Source organism: Atlantibacter subterraneus, from assembly GCF_007570865.1.
Lineage (GTDB): Bacteria > Pseudomonadota > Gammaproteobacteria > Enterobacterales > Enterobacteriaceae > Atlantibacter > Atlantibacter subterraneus.
Genome location: NZ_VLPS01000003.1, coordinates 183,543 through 201,536, shown reverse-complemented (window position 1 = coordinate 201,536; position 17,994 = coordinate 183,543). Strand labels below are relative to the sequence as shown.

Annotated in this window: 17 protein-coding genes; 7 read left to right on the top strand and 10 right to left on the bottom strand. The window is 56.6% G+C overall.

Annotated elements, in window-relative coordinates:
- Nucleotides 1-21: 21 nt before the first annotated feature.
- The 6 genes from ypfH to dapA form a co-directional block, all read right to left on the bottom strand.
- A complete protein-coding gene (ypfH, locus tag FND52_RS06710; RefSeq protein ID WP_125294149.1) occupies nt 22-720 on the bottom strand; it encodes an esterase in 699 nt (232 codons plus the stop codon).
- A gap of 71 nt (nt 721-791) precedes the next feature.
- A complete protein-coding gene (locus tag FND52_RS06705; RefSeq protein WP_144130147.1) occupies nt 792-2,819 on the bottom strand; it encodes a tRNA(Met) cytidine acetyltransferase TmcA in 2,028 nt (675 codons plus the stop codon).
- 26 nt (nt 2,820-2,845) lie between these two features.
- Nucleotides 2,846-3,709, bottom strand: coding sequence for a KPN_02809 family neutral zinc metallopeptidase (ypfJ, locus tag FND52_RS06700; RefSeq protein ID WP_125294147.1), 864 nt, complete (start codon nt 3,707-3,709; stop codon nt 2,846-2,848).
- A 132-nt stretch (nt 3,710-3,841) separates the two neighbouring features.
- A complete protein-coding gene (purC, locus tag FND52_RS06695; RefSeq protein ID WP_125294146.1) occupies nt 3,842-4,555 on the bottom strand; it encodes a phosphoribosylaminoimidazolesuccinocarboxamide synthase in 714 nt (237 codons plus the stop codon).
- 115 nt (nt 4,556-4,670) lie between these two features.
- A complete protein-coding gene (bamC, locus tag FND52_RS06690) occupies nt 4,671-5,705 on the bottom strand; it encodes an outer membrane protein assembly factor BamC (RefSeq protein ID WP_144130146.1) in 1,035 nt (344 codons plus the stop codon).
- Nucleotides 5,706-5,721: 16 nt separating this feature from the next.
- Nucleotides 5,722-6,600, bottom strand: a complete 879-nt coding sequence (gene dapA, locus FND52_RS06685; protein WP_125294144.1) for a 4-hydroxy-tetrahydrodipicolinate synthase — start codon at nt 6,598-6,600, stop codon at nt 5,722-5,724.
- 145 nt (nt 6,601-6,745) lie between these two features.
- Between dapA and FND52_RS06680 the strand changes: the two genes are divergently transcribed.
- Both FND52_RS06680 and bcp read left to right on the top strand, forming a co-directional pair.
- Nucleotides 6,746-7,318: a glycine cleavage system transcriptional repressor gene (locus FND52_RS06680; RefSeq protein ID WP_167509338.1), complete on the top strand. Its 573-nt coding sequence runs from the start codon at nt 6,746-6,748 to the stop codon at nt 7,316-7,318.
- Complete coding sequence (gene bcp, locus FND52_RS06675; RefSeq protein ID WP_125294142.1) at nt 7,318-7,788, top strand: thioredoxin-dependent thiol peroxidase; 471 nt, start codon at nt 7,318-7,320, stop codon at nt 7,786-7,788. Before FND52_RS06680 ends, bcp begins: the two co-directional genes overlap by 1 nt.
- A 49-nt stretch (nt 7,789-7,837) precedes the next feature.
- Here bcp and FND52_RS06670 read toward each other — a convergent pair whose 3' ends face one another.
- Nucleotides 7,838-8,905: an AI-2E family transporter gene (locus tag FND52_RS06670; RefSeq protein WP_125294141.1), complete on the bottom strand. Its 1,068-nt coding sequence runs from the start codon at nt 8,903-8,905 to the stop codon at nt 7,838-7,840.
- Between the two features lie 217 nt (nt 8,906-9,122).
- Between FND52_RS06670 and bepA the strand changes: the two genes are divergently transcribed.
- Nucleotides 9,123-10,586 carry a beta-barrel assembly-enhancing protease gene (bepA, locus tag FND52_RS06665; protein WP_144130145.1) on the top strand — a complete coding sequence of 488 codons (1,464 nt, stop codon included), beginning with the start codon at nt 9,123-9,125 and terminating at the stop codon, nt 10,584-10,586.
- Nucleotides 10,587-10,597: 11 nt separating this feature from the next.
- The gene (arsC, locus tag FND52_RS06660) at nt 10,598-10,954 is read left to right on the top strand and encodes an arsenate reductase (glutaredoxin) (protein WP_125294139.1); all 357 of its coding nucleotides are present in this window, start codon (nt 10,598-10,600) and stop codon (nt 10,952-10,954) included.
- A gap of 32 nt (nt 10,955-10,986) precedes the next feature.
- On the opposite strand, the gene FND52_RS06655 is transcribed toward arsC, so the two are convergent.
- From FND52_RS06655 to upp, 3 genes are all read right to left on the bottom strand, one after another.
- The gene (locus tag FND52_RS06655) at nt 10,987-11,688 is read right to left on the bottom strand and encodes a DnaA inactivator Hda (protein WP_221740218.1); all 702 of its coding nucleotides are present in this window, start codon (nt 11,686-11,688) and stop codon (nt 10,987-10,989) included.
- 97 nt (nt 11,689-11,785) lie between these two features.
- Nucleotides 11,786-13,072 carry a uracil permease gene (uraA, locus tag FND52_RS06650; protein WP_125294137.1) on the bottom strand — a complete coding sequence of 429 codons (1,287 nt, stop codon included), beginning with the start codon at nt 13,070-13,072 and terminating at the stop codon, nt 11,786-11,788.
- A gap of 106 nt (nt 13,073-13,178) precedes the next feature.
- Nucleotides 13,179-13,805, bottom strand: a complete 627-nt coding sequence (upp, locus tag FND52_RS06645; RefSeq protein ID WP_002463640.1) for a uracil phosphoribosyltransferase — start codon at nt 13,803-13,805, stop codon at nt 13,179-13,181.
- A gap of 223 nt (nt 13,806-14,028) precedes the next feature.
- On the opposite strand from upp, the gene purM reads away from it, so the two are divergent.
- The 3 genes from purM to ppk1 all read left to right on the top strand — a co-directional run bounded on the left by purM (nt 14,029) and on the right by ppk1 (nt 17,991).
- A complete protein-coding gene (gene purM, locus FND52_RS06640) occupies nt 14,029-15,066 on the top strand; it encodes a phosphoribosylformylglycinamidine cyclo-ligase (RefSeq protein WP_125294136.1) in 1,038 nt (345 codons plus the stop codon).
- The gene (gene purN, locus FND52_RS06635) at nt 15,066-15,707 is read left to right on the top strand and encodes a phosphoribosylglycinamide formyltransferase (protein WP_125294135.1); all 642 of its coding nucleotides are present in this window, start codon (nt 15,066-15,068) and stop codon (nt 15,705-15,707) included. Before purM ends, purN begins: the two co-directional genes overlap by 1 nt.
- Nucleotides 15,708-15,930: 223 nt before the next feature.
- Nucleotides 15,931-17,991, top strand: coding sequence for a polyphosphate kinase 1 (gene ppk1, locus FND52_RS06630; RefSeq protein ID WP_144130144.1), 2,061 nt, complete (start codon nt 15,931-15,933; stop codon nt 17,989-17,991).
- Nucleotides 17,992-17,994: the final 3 nt, after the last annotated feature.

Sequence of the window (17,994 nt, the reverse complement as noted above, 5' to 3'; positions counted from 1 at the left end):
AACCCTCTTGCGAGGGTTTTTTTATATCATCTCAATAATGTCGTCGTCATTTGGCTTACCGCCGCTAAGCGCCTCGTCGAAGTAGCGCTTCGGCACGGTATAGCGCAGATGGTCCAGCGCCACCTGCATGCTGCGACCATCGATGGCGTGGCCTAAATCCTCGATAACGTCCAGCGTCACGTCGCCGCCCGCCTGGGTCAGCGCCTCTTCGGCCCGCACCGCATGGGAGAGTTCGATGACCCGGTCCTCATCGCCATGGATTAAATGCACCGTGGTCGCGGTGGTGACGTGCTCAGGAAGCCGGGCAAAACGGCCATTAAAGGCGATAACCCGTGATACCAGGCCCGGTTGCGCCTTGATGCTCTCCAGCGCCATCATCGCCCCCTGCGAGAAGCCGATCAGCGCCGTTGCGCTCGCATCGACCCCGCTCTGCTGCTGCCAGTAGCGCACGGTTTCGATAAACAGCGGCATGATGTCATCAATGCGCTGCTGACGGTTATCTTCGGTTACGCCCGCCACGGAAAACCACTGACGACCCGGCGCGGGCCCGCTCGGGTCAGGCCCGCCGATGCTGACCACCAGCGCCTCGGGAAACAGCGGCGCGAAGTGACGGCCAATTTCGCCCATGGAGACCGGATTATCGCCCACGCCATGAAATAACAGCAGCAACTGTTTGGCGGGTGCGGCTGGGCTTTGAACAACAACGTGGTCATGATTCATGGCTATCTCCTGGTTAGTGAATACAGTCTACGCTCCGGAAAAACGATGACCATGCCATTTCACTGAACAAGTCAGTGGAAAAAATGCAATTGCAAAACCTGATTTTTTAACGCGTCGTGTTGGGCAGGGTCTAGCTGATATAACGCCTGCGACGCTTCCTGGCGGCAGCGCGCCAGCAACGCCTTACGCCCGCTCAGACGCAGCGTCTGGCACAGCGATGAAACCGACTGGCGCACGTCGAGGCGTCCTCGCAGCGCGGGAAGTGACTGCGGGCTGGCGATAACCAGTCGGTTAAGGCTCCCCAGACAGGTTTCCAGCGGGCGATGAGCAAACGCGAATCCGGCAAGCTCACGCCAGTCATCATCATTAAGCGTAGTCGCCATCACGCCCTGTACAGGCAATTTTTCCGCGATCCAGGGTTGCAGGAATGACGCATCCCGCTCCAGGCGCGCCCGCTCATGACTAACCAGCGCTGCGCCTGCTGGCGTGAGCGGCAGCAGCGCGATGGCGTTGTAACACCCGCTGCTGGCTTCCCGATGGCTGCCGATGCGCGCCAGGGTAAAGCCGCAGCGCTGCCAGAAGCGCCACAGAGTTTCGGTATAGCCAAAGCTCACCGAGAGATAATCAACGTCCCGCGCATGATGGTGACGCGCCCAGCGGATTAACGCCTGGCCCAACCCCTCGCGCTGCCGGGCGGGATGCACGGCGATCCGGCTGACCCGTAACCCTTTTAACGTAGCCGCAAAGGGGTCGCCGCCGTGTGCCGCCAGAGATTGCGCCACCAGGTTGCCGCGCGGTCGGCGATAGCCCGCCCACACCGCCTGGCTCAGCGCCGGGCTAAGCCCGCCCTCCTCCAGCAGCCACAGCGCCGCCGCCGCCGTTTTATCATCTGCCGTTCCGGCGATAATCTGCTGGCCCGGCGCATCCATCATGCGGCGTAAATCAAGGGGCGATGTGCGGTAGTGCGCACCGCATAATAGCTGGTATACCGAGGCCATTCGTACGGGATCGGTGTTCCACTGCGCCTGCCCCAGAGCACTAAACAGGACGTCTCCCTGCGGCGCGCGGGCAAAATCCTCATCCTTAAACAGCAGTAGCGTATCCAGCACCCGTTCAAGAGGATCGTTATCCGCCCAGCGGATCGGATGCGACAGCGCGAACTGCCGGATACCCGGCACTCCCGCGCAAAACTTCAGCATAAAACCGCGCCCGGTGCCTTCGTAGCCCTGAATAGTGGTCACCAGCAAAACGCGCGGCCAGGCGGCAATCAGCGCGCTTAACAGTGGACCAGGAATGGCAGCGGCTTCATCAATGACCAGCCAGTCGGCTTGCGGAGCCTGTGCGGTGTGGATCATCTCATGCAGTGCATCAGGCGCTAAGAAGTGAAATTTATCGGCGGCGTACTCCGCCAGTACATCCGTGGCGGCGCGGGACGGCGCGGTGACGATGCAGTTGCCGGTGCAGGCAGCGATCAGCATTCCAGCCAGCGCCGATTTCCCGCGTCCGCGCGGCGCGGTCACCACGGCAACCCCGCGCTGGATACTTTGCAAGGCGTGGAGGATCTCTGCCTGCTGGCGCAGCGGCGCGCCGTTTGCCGGGTGCCAGTCAGGGCGCGGCAATGAAGGCGTAAAGTCAACGGGCTGATGCTGATGCCAGCACACCACCTCGCCGTCTTGCGTGAACACACGTTGCAGGCGGGAGATAAAGTGCGGAGTGGCAATGGTGGAAGGGCTATCTGCCCAGCGGCGGGAATCGGCATCCGGCTGCTGCGGCCACTGTTCCCACGGTGGCGTCAACAGCACCAGCCAGCTTCCGGCTTTCAGCGTACCGGCGACAACGGCAAGGGCTTCGACATCCAACCCCTGCCTGGCATCAAAGACGGTATGGTCGAATTCACGGCCTAATAGTGTACGAACGCTGGAGGCAGGAGAATGCAGATCAAACCGGGGATTTTCGCCCACCCACAGCCAGCGGGCAGGCAACGCCCCGGCAAGTTGCATAACCGTAGCGTTACTCCACTCACTCTCACCCGCCAGCACCAGCAAACGACGAATACCCGCTCGCGCCATTGCGGCGGTGAGAGCAATGACAGGCTCCATATCGGCTTCCTTGCTAAATGTGCCGGTTAAAGCTTATTGCCGAAAGTGTTGCACTGCGCCGGATCGCCGTTGTCGAAGCCGCGCTTGAACCAGGTGTAACGCTGTTCAGACGTGCCGTGGGTGAAGCTGTCCGGAATAACGCGCCCCTGGCTTTGCTGCTGCAGGCGATCGTCGCCAATGGCTTCCGCCGCATTCAGCGCTTCCTGCAAATCCCCCGCTTCCAGCACGCCCTGTTGCTGCATGCTGTGGCCCCAGACGCCGGCGAAGCAGTCGGCCTGCAGCTCCATTCGCACGGAGAGACGATTCACTTCCGCTTCTGACGCGTTGCGCTGCATCTCACGCACTTTCGGCTCAATGCCCATCAGCTTCTGCACGTGATGCCCGACTTCGTGGGCAATCACATAGCCCTGAGCGAAGTCGCCTTCCGCGCCCAGTTTGCTGTTCATGTCATCATAGAAAGAGAGATCGATATACACGGTGCTGTCTGCCGGACAGTAAAACGGCCCCATTACCGATTGCCCGGTGCCGCAGCCGGTACGGGTCGCGCCGCGATACATCACCAGCTTGGGTTGCTGATAGGTGCGGCCCTGGCGCTCAAAGATCTGGCCCCAGGTATCCTCGGTGGTTGCCAGAATGACCGACGTGAACTTCGCCGCTTCATCCTCATTGGGGCTGATAGAACGGCTGGTTTGTTGAGAAACGGGCTGCCCGCCGGTTAACAGCGAGGTGAGATCCACGCCATAGAAGCTGGCGATCACCACGATCACCAGCAATACGACGCCGCCTTTACCACCGGGTAAACGGAAACCGCCGCCGCCCATCATAGGGCCGCGGGAGTCACTACGTCTGTCTTCGATATTGTCGCTGCCGCGACGCCCTTGCCAACGCATGAACCACCTCGAACTTTTATAATAATATCGACTGATCGTAGGCGGTTAACGGACGGATTTCCATAGGAAAAGGGAGCCAGATCGGCAGGGGCACGTTAATACGTGCCCCGGAAGCGGTAAACGATTGCGTACTCAGTCTAATTTTACGCCCAGACGACGTGCGACTTCTTCATACGCTTCAATCAGTCCGCCCAGACTCTGGCGGAAACGGTCTTTGTCCATTTTGTCCATGGTGTTCTTATCCCACAGGCGGCTGCCGTCCGGAGAGAACTCATCGCCCAGCACCACTTCGCCCTTAAACAGGCCGAATTCCAGTTTGAAATCCACCAGGATCAGACCGGCGTCATCAAACAACTTTTTCAGCACGTCGTTGGCTTTGTAGGTCAGCTCTTTCATGCGCGCCAGATTTTCTTTATTCACCCAGCCAAAGGTTTCGCAGTAGGACTCGTTAACCATCGGATCGTGCATGGCGTCGTTTTTCAGGAACATATCAAACAGCGGCGGATTCAGTTCGATGCCCTCTTCAATACCCAGGCGCTTCACCAGCGAGCCTGCCGCACGGTTACGCACCACGCACTCTACCGGCACCATCTCCAGCTTCTTCACCAGGCATTCGGTATCGGAGAGCAAGGCTTCCATCTGGGTCGGGATGCCCGCTTCTTCCAGTTTGGTCATAATGAAATGGTTGAACTTGTTGTTCACCATGCCTTTACGGTCAAACTGTTCGATGCGCGCGCCGTCCCCTGCTGACGTATCGTTACGGAATTCGAGCACCAACAGATCGGGGTTTTCCGTGCTGTAAACGGTTTTCGCTTTGCCGCGATACAACTCAGCTTGCTTTTGCATCTTTATTACTCCAGGTGTGATGATTCATGTTTTACGCTAAAAATTGGCTACTTTTGGCGACGCACACGATTGCGTGGCCATAATAAAAAAAGGCCGGAATGCTCCGGCCCTGCTATTACTTGCTGAACGCGGCCTGGAATACGGCCACCAGCGCATCGTTTTGCGACTGAGTCAGCGTGTGTCCTTTCGGATCGATAAACTGCAGGCTGCTGCGGTTATCCAGGTCGCCGACCTGAAGTTTATAATCGCCGCTGCTCAGACCCGGGTCGCGCGCGCCCAGCGCCTGCCAGTCACCATCAGACAATGGCTTGTAGGTTAAGGCGACGCTACCGGTTGAACGGGTCGAATCCGTTACCTTCATGCCCACTTTTTCAAGGGTTGCCGGCAGGCGGGTCCACACCACGTTAAACGGCGCACGCACTACCAGCATCGGTAAACCGGTGTCGTCGGCGGCACTCTGCACGTCAATCTGGCTGGCGTTACGGTTGTCCGCCGCGTTCTGGTTAGCGGTTTGGGTTTTGTCCAGCGACGAGGCGATGCTGTTGAGCATTTCCGCGCTATAGCGCTGAAGCGACGCCGAATCAGCGACAGGTTTACCGTCCTGCTCCAGGTTAACCAGTTTCACCACCAGCGCCTGCTGATAACCCTGCGGCTGAACGGTGATCTGGTAACGACCGCGATACTGCTGATCTTCATCCGCGCGGTTCCACTGCACCCAGTCGGTGCTGAGGGTCTGGGCGGCATCGTCGCGTTTGGTAATCGGATAGTTATGAGACTGGACGGCGCTTACTACCTGCGGCCAGAGCGAACCGCTGCGGCCACTTTCCAGCAGCAGCGTGGCGGTATCGCCGGTGAACTGCGTGCGTGCGCCGGTCACCAGCGCCAGCGGCTGTGCTGGCGGACGAATATCCAGTTCTTTACCGACCCGACCGCTACCGTTGGTCACAGGAATGTTATAGTCGCCGTTTTCAACCGGCAGAATTAACCCCGCCGGGGCATGAAGTTCCGCCAGCGGCGCGGCATCCAGATAAGACTCATCCCCGCTCACCTGGCGCTTATAGCGCGAATCGGAACTACAGGCGGCGAGCAGCATCACCAGTGATACGGTTGCTACTTTCGCCACACGCGACTTCTGTACTGAGTAAGCCATCAAATCTCCCTAAACTTTACAGCAGACCAGCATGCTTAAGCGCGCCCGCAACCTCGTCACGACCGTGGTCGGTGATCGGGGTCATCGGCAAGCGTAGCGTATCGGTCGCCACAAGTCCCAACGCCTTACATGCCCATTTAGCCGGGATCGGGTTGGGTTCAACAAATAGTTTATGATGCAGCGGCATCAAACGCTGGTTAATCACGCGAGCTTCACGGTACTGGCCGGCTGCGGCAAGTTTGCACATATCAGCCATGTCGCGCGCGGCAACGTTCGCGGTAACGGAAATCACCCCGTGGCCGCCCAGCTGCATAAAGTCCAGCGCGCTGGCGTCATCGCCGCTCACCAGAATAAAGTCGTCTGAAACCAGCTCTTTGATCTGGTGAACCCGCGTTAAGTTCCCTGTCGCTTCTTTAATACCGACAATATTTTTAACTTTCGAGAGTCTGCCTACCGTTTCCGGCAGCATGTCACAGCCAGTACGGGACGGCACATTATACAGGATCTGCGGCAAATCGGTGTTTTCAGCGATGGCTTTGAAATGCTGGAACAGACCTTCCTGGGTAGGACGGTTGTAGTATGGCGTCACGGTCAGGCAGCCGACAATGCCGCTGTCGTTGAAACGCTGCGTCAGGCTAATCGCCTCTGAGGTCGCGTTTGCACCGGTACCGGCGATCACCGGGATGCGGCCATCGGCCAGCTCCAGCGTCATCATCACCACGTCGCCATGCTCATCATGGCTCAGGGTTGCGGACTCGCCGGTCGTCCCTACAGAAACAATCGCCGAGGTTCCGCTGGCGACATGGTAATCAATCAGTTTTTTCAGGCTCGACCGACAGACATTACCTTTGAGATCCATCGGTGTAATCAGCGCGACAATACTTCCCGTGAACATGGGCCATCCTCTGTGCAAACAAGAAACTCAATGGTACGTTTGCTGCCATTATAAAAGCAAGCGCACAAGGGCGTTCAGGTTGTTGTATGGCGGTTTTTTTTATGGTTTCCTTATAATTATTCACAGAGGCACAGGAAGAATCCGTTTGGCACTCTCATCACAACACTATCTGGTTATCACCGCGCTGGGCGCAGACCGCTCCGGTATCGTGAACACGATTACCCGCCACGTCAGCAGCTGCGGCTGTAATATCGAAGACAGCCGGCTGGCGATGCTGGGCGACGAGTTCACGTTTATTATGCTGCTTTCCGGGAGCTGGAACGCGATCACGCTGATTGAATCCACGCTACCGCTCAAAGGCGCGGAGCTTGATTTACTGATTGTGATGAAACGCACTACCGCTCGCCCGCGCCCGGCGATGCCCGCCACGGTGTGGGTGCAGGTGGAAGTGGAAGACTCCCCGCATCTTATTGAACGATTCACCGCGCTGCTTGACGCGCACAACCTTAATATCGCCGAACTGGTGTCGCGCACCCAACCTGCCGATAACGGCAATAACGCCCAGCTGTATATTCAAATGACCGCCCACAGCCCCGCGCTGGATAATGCGACAATAATCGAGCAAGCGTTCAAAGCTCTCTGTACAGAACTGAATGCGCAAGGCAGTATTAACGTCGTTAACTATCAACAGCAAGATGAACAGGACGGAGTGTCGTAATGAACCCACTGAAAGCCGGAGAGAACGCACCAAAATTTAGCTTGCCCGATCAGGACGGTGAACAAGTAAATTTGACCGACTTCCAGGGACAGCGTGTTCTGGTTTACTTTTACCCGAAGGCCATGACGCCTGGTTGTACCGTGCAGGCCTGCGGGCTGCGTGACAACATGGACGATTTGAAAAAAGCCGGTGTTGAAGTGTTAGGGATCAGCACCGATAAGCCCGAGAAGCTGTCGCGCTTCGCGGAAAAAGAGTTACTTAACTTCACCCTGCTTTCCGATGAAGATCATCAGGTCTGCGAGCAGTTTGGCGTCTGGGGCGAAAAATCGTTTATGGGGAAAACCTATGACGGCATCCACCGCATCAGTTTCCTGCTCGACGGCAACGGCGTGGTTGAACACGTGTTTGACGATTTCAAAACCAGCAACCACCACGACGTGGTCTTAGCCTGGATAAACGAAAACCGTTAATGCATCCTGGATGTAAAAAGCCGACGCGAGGTCGGCTTTTTTGTGCGCATCACGGATTCTCTTCCACCGATAACCCGTCCGGCCAGGCGTGAACCACGGCCTTAATCAGCGTCGCCAGCGGGATGGCGAAGAATACGCCCCAGAAGCCCCATAGCCCGCCAAAAATCACCACTGAGAGAATAATCACCAGCGGATGCAGGTTGACCGCTTCTGAGAACAGCACCGGCACCAGCAGGTTGCCGTCCAACGCCTGGATAATCAGATACACCGCGAAGCAGCTCCAGAACTCGGTTCCCAACCCAAACTGGAACAGCGCCACGCAGACGACCGGGATGGTCACCACAAACGCGCCGATGTAGGGAATGAGTACCGACAGCCCCACCAGCACCGCCAGCAGCAGCGAATAATTGAGCCCAAATATGCGAAAGCCAATCCAGGTGGCTACGCCGACCACCACCATTTCCAGCACTTTGCCGCGAATATAGTTGGTGATCTGCTGGTTCATTTCAGTCCATACCTGGCCCGCCAGCCCGCGATTGCGCGGTAATATCCGGCGCACCGCGTTCAGCATCTGCTCTTTGTCTTTCACCAGGAAAAACACCATCAGCGGCACCAGGATCAGATAAATGGCGAGGGTTAATAATCCCACCAGCGAGGCCAGTGAGAATTTCACGACCGAATCCCCCACCACGGTCATGCGGGCGCGCATGTTCTCCGCCATGGCGTCGATAATCCCCGCGTCCATCAGAGCCGGGTAGCGTTTGGGCAGCGTGGCGGCAAAATCCGACAGCTTATTGAGCATCCCCGGCATATCGCGGATCAGGTAGATGCCCTGCTGCCAGGCCACCGGGATCACCACAAACGCCATCACCAGCACGATACCGATAAACAGCACCAGAACCAGCGTTGCCGCCAGGGTGCGCGAACAGCCGATGCGTTCAAGGCGCACCGTGGGCCACTCCAGCAAAAACGCCAGCACAATGGCCACCAGTAGCGGGGCTAACAGGCTGTGAAAAAAGAACAGGATGCAGAAACCTGCAACCAGAATGACCAGCAGCGCTATCGCTTCCGGGTCGGAAAACCGGCGGCGATACCACTGCATTAACATATCGAGCATTTTTCTTTCCCTGAGGTACCAGCTAAAGCGCTATTCGGATTGTATCTAAACGAAACAAAAAAAGAGCCCATTTTTTCTGGCCGCCTCAAGACAATCGCATCCTGGCTCACTAAGATATCTTTTCCTCGCTCAGGCGGCCTTGCAGCGTTTTCCTCACCAGTGAACAAAGCGGCGTCGCGCAGGTCAAAAAGAGATCCCAGACAGACAGGACGTGGTTATGTTCAGGCAGTTGAAAAAGACACTGATTGCAACGCTCATTACCGCCATGATGGCAGGCCAGACGCTTCCCGCCTTTGCGCACAGCGCCAGCGAACTTCCCGATATGGGCACGTCGGCGGGCAGCACGCTCTCTATTGGTCAGGAAATGCAGATGGGCGACTACTATGTTCGCCAGCTGCGCGGCAGCGCGCCGCTAATCAACGACCCTCTGCTGGTACAGTACATTAACGGTCTGGGGATGCGGCTGGTTGCTCATGCGGATTCGGTGCGCACGCCGTTTCATTTCTTTTTGATCAATAACGATGAAATCAACGCCTTCGCCTTCTTCGGCGGCAATGTGGTGCTGCACACCGCGCTATTCCGCTACGCCGATAATGAAAGCCAGCTGGCATCGGTAATGGCACACGAAATTTCTCACGTCACCCAGCGCCATCTGGCGCGCGCGATGGAAGATCAAAAGCGCAATGCCCCGCTCACCTGGGTGGGCGCGCTGGGGTCGATTCTGCTCGCTATGGCCAGCCCGCAGGCCGGTATGGCAGCGCTGACCGGTACGCTGGCCGGCACCCAGCAGGGGATGATTAGTTTTACCCAGCAAAACGAGCAGGAAGCCGATCGTATCGGCATTCAGGTGCTACAACGTTCCGGTTTCGACCCGCAGGCGATGCCAACCTTCCTGGAAAAACTGCTCGACCAGGCGCGCTATTCGTCGCGTCCGCCGGAAATTTTGCTGACGCACCCGCTGCCGGAAAGCCGTCTTTCCGATGCCCGCAACCGCGCCAATCAGATGCGCCCGGTGGTGGCACAGTCGTCGGAAAATTTCTACATGGCGAAAGCGCGCACGCTGGGGATGTACAACTCCGGGCGCAACCAGCTTACCAGCGATATCCTTGACGCCTGGGCAAAAGGCAACGTTCGCGAACAACATGCCGCCGCCTATGGCAAAGCGCTACAGGCGATGGTGGGGAAAAACTTCGCCGAAGCGCGTACCCTATTGCAGCCGCTGATTGCCGCCCAGCCCGGCAATCCCTGGTATCTCGATCTCTCTACCGATATCGACCTGGGGCTGAACAGGGCCAGCGACGCGGTTAATCGCCTGAAAAGCGCGCCGGATCTGAAAAACAATCCGGTGCTGCAACTCAACCTGGCGAACGCGTACCTTGAAGCGAAACAGCCCGGCGAATCGGTGAAAATCCTTAACCGCTATACCTTCTCCCATCCGGATGATTCCAACGGTTGGGATCTGCTGGCGCAGGCGCAGGCCGCGCTCGGCAACCGCGATCAGGAACTGGCGGCGCGCGCGGAAGTGATGGCGCTGCTGGGCAGACTCGATCAGTCCATTTCGCTGTTAAGCAGCGCCAGCTCCCAGGTGAAAGTCGGTAGCCTGCAACAGGCGCGCTACGATGCGCGTATTGACCAGCTGCGCCAGCTGCAAATGCGATTCCGCCCTTACGAGAAAATGTAACAGGAGAAACAATGTCTGGTACGGTCACGATTTACCATAATCCGCGCTGCTCAAAGAGCCGCGAAACGCTGAATTTACTGAAAGAAAACGGCGTCGAGCCGGAAGTGGTGCTGTATCTGGAGACGCCGCCGGACGCGGCCACCCTCAAACAATTGCTCAAACAGCTGGGTTACAGCAGCGCGCGCCACTTGATGCGCCAGAAAGAAGAGATTTATAGCGAGTTGAAGCTCGGCGATCCGGCGCTGACGGAAGAGCAGCTTATCGCCGCGATGGTAGAAAACCCGAAACTGATTGAGCGTCCGATTGTGGTGACCGAGGGCAACGCCCGTATTGGCCGCCCGCCGGAGTCAGTGCTGGAGATCCTGTAACACGCCTTTACCGCAGGTGAATCTGCCTGCGGTTACAGTCCAAGAATTTCCTTCACAAATGGGATCGTGAGCTTGCGCTGAGCGGTAATCGAGGCGCGATCCAGCTGATCGAGCGTCATAAACAGCGTGCGCATCTCCCGGTCCAGCCGCTTGAGTAAAAAACGCCCCACGTCTTCCGGCAGTTCAAACCCGCGCTGGCGCGCCCGCAGCTGTAGCGCCTGTAATTTGTCATCATCCGACAGCGGCTGAAGCTTATAGATTTGCCCCCAGTCGAGGCGGGAAGCTAAATCGGCAAGCTGGAGATTAAGCTGGCGCGGCGGCCGGTCGCCGGTGATCAGCAAACGGGTTTTACCGGATTCGAGAATGCGGTTATAGAGATTAAAGATCGCCATTTCCCACAGCTCATCCCCCGCGATGCATTCAATATTATCGATGCATACCAGCGACAGTTGTTCCATGCCATCCAGCACTTCCGGGACAAACCAGGTGCGTTTATCGAGCGGAACATAGCCCACCGCATCGCCGCGCGCCGAGAGTTCAGCACAGGCCGCATGCAGCAGATGGCTGCGCCCTGCTCCTTCGCGAGACCAGAAGTAGATATAACCGCTGTGCTCCTGACGCAACACGTTTTGCAGCGCGGCTAATAAAGAAGGGTTATCACCCGGCCAGAAACTTGCGAAAGTTTCATCATCGGGTAAATAGAGTGGCAAAGAGAGCTGTGCCGGTGTGTTCAGAGAGACCTCAACCAGTGCCTGAATAAAATCGCGTTGAGTTTATCACAGAAAAGGCAGCGTAATGAACCGGGCGGCAGATCCGCCCGGTTTGCTACGATCAGGAAGCTTTTTCCTGATCTTCCGCGTCCAGCACCACTTCTTCCGGGCGCAGTACGCTGATCAGTTTGAAAATCAGGCTCAGCAGCACGCCGACAATGGTCGCCAGCGCCATGCCTTTAAGCTCTGCCGCGCCGACATGCACTTTCGCACCGCTGACGCCGATGATCAGGATCACCGAGGTCAGGATCAGGTTTTGCGCTTTGCTGTAATCCACTTTGGAATCGATGAGTACGCGAATACCCGACGCGCCGATCACCCCGTACAGCAGCAGCGACACGCCGCCCATCACCGGAACCGGGATAATCTGGATCGCCGCCGCCAGTTTACCGACGCAGGAGAGCAGGATCGCGATAATCGCCGCCCCGCCGATAACCCAGGTACTGTATACGCGGGTAATCGCCATCACGCCGATGTTTTCACCGTAGGTGGTATTCGGCGTGGAGCCGAAGAAACCAGAAATCATGGTGGAGAGACCGTTGGCGAACATTGAGCGGTGCAGGCCCGGATCGCGGATCAGGTCTTTTTTCACGATATTGGCGGTCACCACCAGGTGGCCGACGTGTTCGGCAATCACCACCAGCGCCGCAGGCAGAATGGTGAAAATAGCGAACCACTCAAAGCGCGGGGTGTAAAAGGTCGGCAGCGCGAACCAGTGCGCGTCTTTAATCGGCGTTACGTCCACCACGCCCATCGCAAAGGAGAGCGCGTAGCCCGCCAGCACGCCAATCAGGATCGGGATAATCGCCAGAAAACCGCGGAACAGCACCGAACCAAATACCGTCACGCCCAGCGTCACCAGCGAAATGATAATGGTAGTGGAATCCGGCATCTGCCCTTCTGCGGGTAACAGGCCAGCCATATTCGCCGCCACGCCCGCCAGTTCCAGACCGATAACCGCAACAATCGCGCCCATCGCCGCCGGTGGGAACATCACGTCCAGCCAGCCGGTGCCGGCTTTTTTGACGATCAACGCCACCAGGCAGAACAGCGCGCCGCAGACGATAAAACCGCCCAGCGCCAGCTCATAACCCAGCGGCAGCAGTAATAACACTGGAGAGATAAACGCAAAGCTCGAGCCGAGATAGGCCGGGATTTTGCCCTTACAGATAAACAGATACAGCAGGGTCCCGATGCCGTTGAACAGCAGAACGGTGGCCGGGTTGATATGAAACAGGATTGGCACCAGCACGGTTGCGCCAAACATGGCGAACAAGTGCTGCAAACTAAGCGGGATGGTTTGAAGCAGCGGTGGTCTTTCGCTTACCCCGATAGCACGGCGCGTCATAGTGTTTTCCTCTGAGTGTTGTTTTCGCGTTTTATGTAATAAGGTTTAGTCATGAACAATCCAAAAAAAAGCCGACTATCAAAGTCGGCTTTTTTCGTTAATTCATTTATTTAGTACCAAAAATCTTGTCGCCGGCATCGCCGAGGCCCGGAATAATGTATCCGTGCTCGTTCAATCCCTGATCGATGGAAGCGGTATACAGCTCCACGTCCGGGTGCGCTTTCTCCAGCGCGGCGATACCTTCCGGCGCGGCGACCAGCACCAGCACTTTAATGCTGTGGCAGCCGGCGTTTTTCAGCAGGTCGATGGTGGCAATCATTGAGCCGCCGGTCGCCAGCATCGGGTCAACCACCAGCGCCATACGCTCGTCGATGTTGGAAACCAGCTTCTGGAAGTAAGGCACCGGCTCCAGCGTCTCTTCGTTACGGTAAATGCCTACCACGCTGATACGCGCGCTCGGTACGTGCTCCAGCACGCCTTCCATCATGCCCAGACCGGCACGCAGGATCGGCACCACGGTAATTTTTTTGCCTTTGATTTGCTCGACCTGGACCGGGCCGTTCCAGCCTTCAATGGTCACTTTTTCAGTTTCGAGGTCGGACGTCGCTTCATAGGTCAGCAGGCTGCCCACTTCCGAGGCCAGTTCACGAAAGCGCTTGGTGCTAATATCATTTTCACGCATCAGCCCGAGCTTGTGTTTGACGAGTGGGTGTTTCACTTCCACGATCTTCATACTCTTTCTCCCCAGAAAGGTGGCAGCCACAAAAAAAATCGCCGGATTATACCGCTTTTTCGCCGCTGCGCCATATCTAATGGTCATGATCGGGATCAACTGAACTGGAATCAGTCTAACCCATAAGATTTTAAACGCGCTAAATAAGAGGCTCGCAAACGTTTGCCTGCGCTGCTAGAATTGCCGCGTTTTCTTACTACCGCAACCGCGTGGGGATTGTGCAGTGACCGATAAAACCTCTCTCAGCTATAAAGATGCCGGTGTTGATATTGATGCAGGCAATGCTCTGGTCGACCGTATTAAAGGCGTCGTGAAAAAAACTCGCCGCCCGGAAGTGATGGGTGGACTGGGCGGATTCGGCGCATTGTGCGCGCTGCCGCAGAAATATCGCGAGCCGGTTCTGGTATCGGGCACCGACGGCGTCGGCACCAAGCTGCGTCTGGCGATGGATTTAAAACGTCACGACACTATCGGCATCGATTTGGTCGCCATGTGCGTTAACGATCTGGTGGTACAGGGCGCAGAGCCGCTGTTCTTCCTCGACTACTACGCCACCGGCAAACTGGATGTGGACACCGCAGCCAGCGTCATTAGCGGTATCGCCGAAGGCTGTTTGCAGTCCGGCTGCGCGCTGGTCGGCGGCGAAACGGCGGAAATGCCGGGCATGTACCACGGCGAAGATTACGACGTAGCCGGTTTCTGCGTGGGCGTGGTCGAGAAGTCAGAGATTATCGACGGTTCTAAAGTCGCCGACGGCGACGTGCTGATTGCCCTCGCCTCCAGCGGCCCGCACTCCAACGGCTATTCGCTGGTGCGCAAAATTGTTGAAGTGAGCGGTTGCGATCCGCTGACCACCCAACTGGAAGACAAACCGCTGGCGGATCACCTGCTGGCGCCGACCCGCATTTACGTGAAATCCATTCTTGAGCTGATCGAGCAGGTTGACGTCCATGCGATTGCCCACCTGACCGGCGGCGGCTTCTGGGAAAACATCCCACGCGTTCTGCCGGACAACACCCAGGCCGTAATCGACGAATCCTCCTGGCAGTGGCCAGCGGTATTCGACTGGATGCAGAACGCGGGTAACGTCAGTAAACACGAGATGTATCGCACATTTAACTGCGGTGTCGGAATGGTCATCGCCCTGCCTGCGAGCGAGTCCGAAAAAGCGATTTCTTTACTCAATGCGCGTGGCGAAAAGGCGTGGAAAATCGGTATCATCAAGGCTTCTGATTCCGAACAACGCGTGGTTATTGAGTAATGAAACACATTGTGGTGCTGATTTCCGGCAACGGAAGCAACCTGCAGGCTATTATCGACGCCTGCCAACAGAAGAAAATCAACGGCACCATTAGCGCGGTATTCAGCAACAAGGCCGACGCGTTCGGCCTTGAACGCGCCAGGGAGGCGGGCATTCCCGCCCATGCGCTGACGGCGGACCAGTTCGCCAGCCGCGAAGCATTCGACCGTGAGTTAATGCTGGAAATTGATGCCTATGCCCCGGATCTGGTGGTGCTGGCAGGCTATATGCGCATTCTGAGCCCGGCGTTCGTGGCGCACTATCGCGGACGGCTGATCAACATCCACCCTTCCCTGCTGCCAAAATACCCCGGCCTGCATACGCATCGTCAGGTGCTGGAAAACGGCGACGAAGAGCACGGCACGTCGGTGCATTTTGTCACCGATGAGCTGGACGGCGGACCGGTGATTTTACAGGCAACCGTGCCGGTGTTCGAAGGCGATGATGAAGATGACGTAACGGCCCGGGTGCAGGCTCAGGAACACGCTATTTATCCGCTGGTGGTCAGTTGGTTTATGGAAGGCCGCCTGACCATGCACGGCAACGCGGCCTGGCTGGACGGCAAACCGCTGCCTGCTCAGGGTTATGCGTCCGAAGAGTAAAGACTGAACGCGTTGACCACATTCAGGCCTGGTGAATACCGGGCCTGTTTTGTTTTTGGGTTTATAGCGAATAAATGAAGTAAAAAAGCCACTTAGCGCCGCCGCGCTCATGTAGCTGTCATACTTTTGTGGCATCGTTGGACATCGCGGGTCTTAGCTCGCCATAATAGTATCGAGACGGATTTTCCACGTCCCGAGTGAGATAACCGGAGTGTCAGTAGTCATGGGTCAGGAAAAACTTTACATCGAGAAAGAGCTCAGTTGGCTGTCATTCAACGAGCGTGTACTGCAGGAAGCTGCGGATAAAAGCAACCCGCTGATCGAGCGGATGCGTTTTCTGGGGATCTATTCCAATAATCTTGATGAGTTTTATAAGGTTCGCTTCGCCGAACTGAAGCGCCGCATTTTGATTAGCGAAGAACAGGGCATCACCTCCCATTCGCGTCATTTGTTAGGCAAAATCCAGTCGCGGGTTCTTAAAGCCGATCAGGAATTTGATGGGCTGTATAACGATCTGCTGCTGGAGATGGCGCGTAACCAGATATTCCTGATCAACGAACGTCAGCTTTCGCAAAACCAGCAGGGCTGGCTGCGCCACTATTTCAAACACTATTTGCGCCAGCACATCACGCCGATATTGCTGTATCGCGATACCGACCTGGTGCAGTTTTTAAAAGACGATTACACCTATCTGGCGGTGGAAATCATTCGCGGCGAAGAAATACGCTATGCGCTGCTGGAAATCCCGTCGGATAAAGTGCCGCGCTTCGTTAACCTGCCGCCGGAAACGCCACGCCGCCGCAAGCCGATGATCCTGCTGGATAACATTCTGCGCTTCTGCCTGGACGATATTTTTAAAGGCTTCTTCGATTACGATGCGCTCAACGCCTATTCAATGAAGATGACCCGCGACGCCGAATACGATCTGGTGCATGAGATGGAGTCCAGCCTGCTGGAACTGATGTCTTCCAGCCTGAAACAGCGTCTGACGGCAGAGCCGGTGCGCTTTGTGTACCAGCGCGATATGCCCGACGCCATGGTGGAGATGCTGCGCCAGAAGTTATCGATTTCGCGCTATGACTCTATTGTGCCCGGTGGCCGCTATCACAACTTCAAAGACTTCATCAGCTTCCCGAACGTCGGCAAAGCCAATCTGGTGAATAAACCGCTGCCGCGCCTGCGCCATATCTGGTTTGATAAATTCCGCAACGGCTTCGACGCCATTCGCGAGCGCGACGTGCTGCTTTATTACCCGTATCACACCTTTGAGCACGTGCTGGAACTGCTGCGCCAGGCATCGTTCGACCCGAGCGTGCTGGCGATAAAAATCAATATTTATCGCGTGGCCAAAGATTCACGCATTATCGACGCGATGATCCACGCAGCGCATAACGGTAAAAAAGTTACCGTGGTGGTGGAGCTACAGGCGCGTTTCGACGAAGAAGCCAATATCCACTGGGCGAAACGCCTGACTGAAGCGGGCGTACACGTTATCTTCTCTGCGCCGGGGCTGAAAATTCACGCCAAACTGTTCCTGATCTCCCGTAAAGAGGGCGAGGACGTGGTGCGTTACGCCCATATCGGCACCGGCAACTTTAACGAGAAAACTGCCCGGCTTTACACCGATTACTCGTTGCTTACCGCCGATGCGCGCATCACTAACGAAGTGCGCCGGGTGTTTAACTTTATCGAAAACCCGTATCGTCCGGTCACGTTCGATTATCTGCTGGTGTCACCGCAAAACTCGCGTCGCCTGCTGTATGAAATGATCGACAAAGAGATTGCCAACGCCCAGAGCGGCCTGCCTTCCGGTATCACCCTGAAGCTGAACAACCTGGTCGATAAGGGCCTGGTGGATCGCCTGTATGCGGCGTCCAGCTCCGGCGTGCCGGTAAACCTGCTGATCCGCGGCATGTGCTCGCTGATCCCCCAGTTGGAAGGCATCAGCGATAACGTTAAAGTCATCAGCATCGTCGATCGTTTCCTGGAGCATGACCGGGTTTACGTGTTTGAAAACGGCGGCGATAAAAAAGTCTTCCTCTCTTCCGCTGACTGGATGACCCGTAATATCGATTACCGTATCGAGGTGGCGACGCCGCTGCTCGACCCTCGGCTGAAACAGCGTATTCTCGATATCCTTGATTTGCTGTTCAACGATACGGTAAAAGCACGCTATATCGACAAAGAACTCAGTAACCGCTATGTTCCGCGCGGCAACCGCCGTAAACTGCGCGGCCAGTTAGCGATTTACGAATACATCAAATCACTCGAACAGCCAGAATAATCT

What these genes read in the sequence shown, in the direction of transcription:
- ypfH (WP_125294149.1), bottom strand. Translation starts at nt 720, where the DNA reads ATGAATCATGACCACGTTGTTGTTCAAAGCCCAGCCGCACCCGCCAAA.
- FND52_RS06705 (WP_144130147.1), bottom strand. Translation starts at nt 2,819, where the DNA reads ATGGAGCCTGTCATTGCTCTCACCGCCGCAATGGCGCGAGCGGGTATT.
- ypfJ (WP_125294147.1), bottom strand. Translation starts at nt 3,709, where the DNA reads ATGCGTTGGCAAGGGCGTCGCGGCAGCGACAATATCGAAGACAGACGT.
- purC (WP_125294146.1), bottom strand. Translation starts at nt 4,555, where the DNA reads ATGCAAAAGCAAGCTGAGTTGTATCGCGGCAAAGCGAAAACCGTTTAC.
- bamC (WP_144130146.1), bottom strand. Translation starts at nt 5,705, where the DNA reads ATGGCTTACTCAGTACAGAAGTCGCGTGTGGCGAAAGTAGCAACCGTA.
- dapA (WP_125294144.1), bottom strand. Translation starts at nt 6,600, where the DNA reads ATGTTCACGGGAAGTATTGTCGCGCTGATTACACCGATGGATCTCAAA.
- bcp (WP_125294142.1), top strand. Translation starts at nt 7,318, where the DNA reads ATGAACCCACTGAAAGCCGGAGAGAACGCACCAAAATTTAGCTTGCCC.
- FND52_RS06670 (WP_125294141.1), bottom strand. Translation starts at nt 8,905, where the DNA reads ATGCTCGATATGTTAATGCAGTGGTATCGCCGCCGGTTTTCCGACCCG.
- bepA (WP_144130145.1), top strand. Translation starts at nt 9,123, where the DNA reads ATGTTCAGGCAGTTGAAAAAGACACTGATTGCAACGCTCATTACCGCC.
- arsC (WP_125294139.1), top strand. Translation starts at nt 10,598, where the DNA reads ATGTCTGGTACGGTCACGATTTACCATAATCCGCGCTGCTCAAAGAGC.
- uraA (WP_125294137.1), bottom strand. Translation starts at nt 13,072, where the DNA reads ATGACGCGCCGTGCTATCGGGGTAAGCGAAAGACCACCGCTGCTTCAA.
- upp (WP_002463640.1), bottom strand. Translation starts at nt 13,805, where the DNA reads ATGAAGATCGTGGAAGTGAAACACCCACTCGTCAAACACAAGCTCGGG.
- purN (WP_125294135.1), top strand. Translation starts at nt 15,066, where the DNA reads ATGAAACACATTGTGGTGCTGATTTCCGGCAACGGAAGCAACCTGCAG.
- ppk1 (WP_144130144.1), top strand. Translation starts at nt 15,931, where the DNA reads ATGGGTCAGGAAAAACTTTACATCGAGAAAGAGCTCAGTTGGCTGTCA.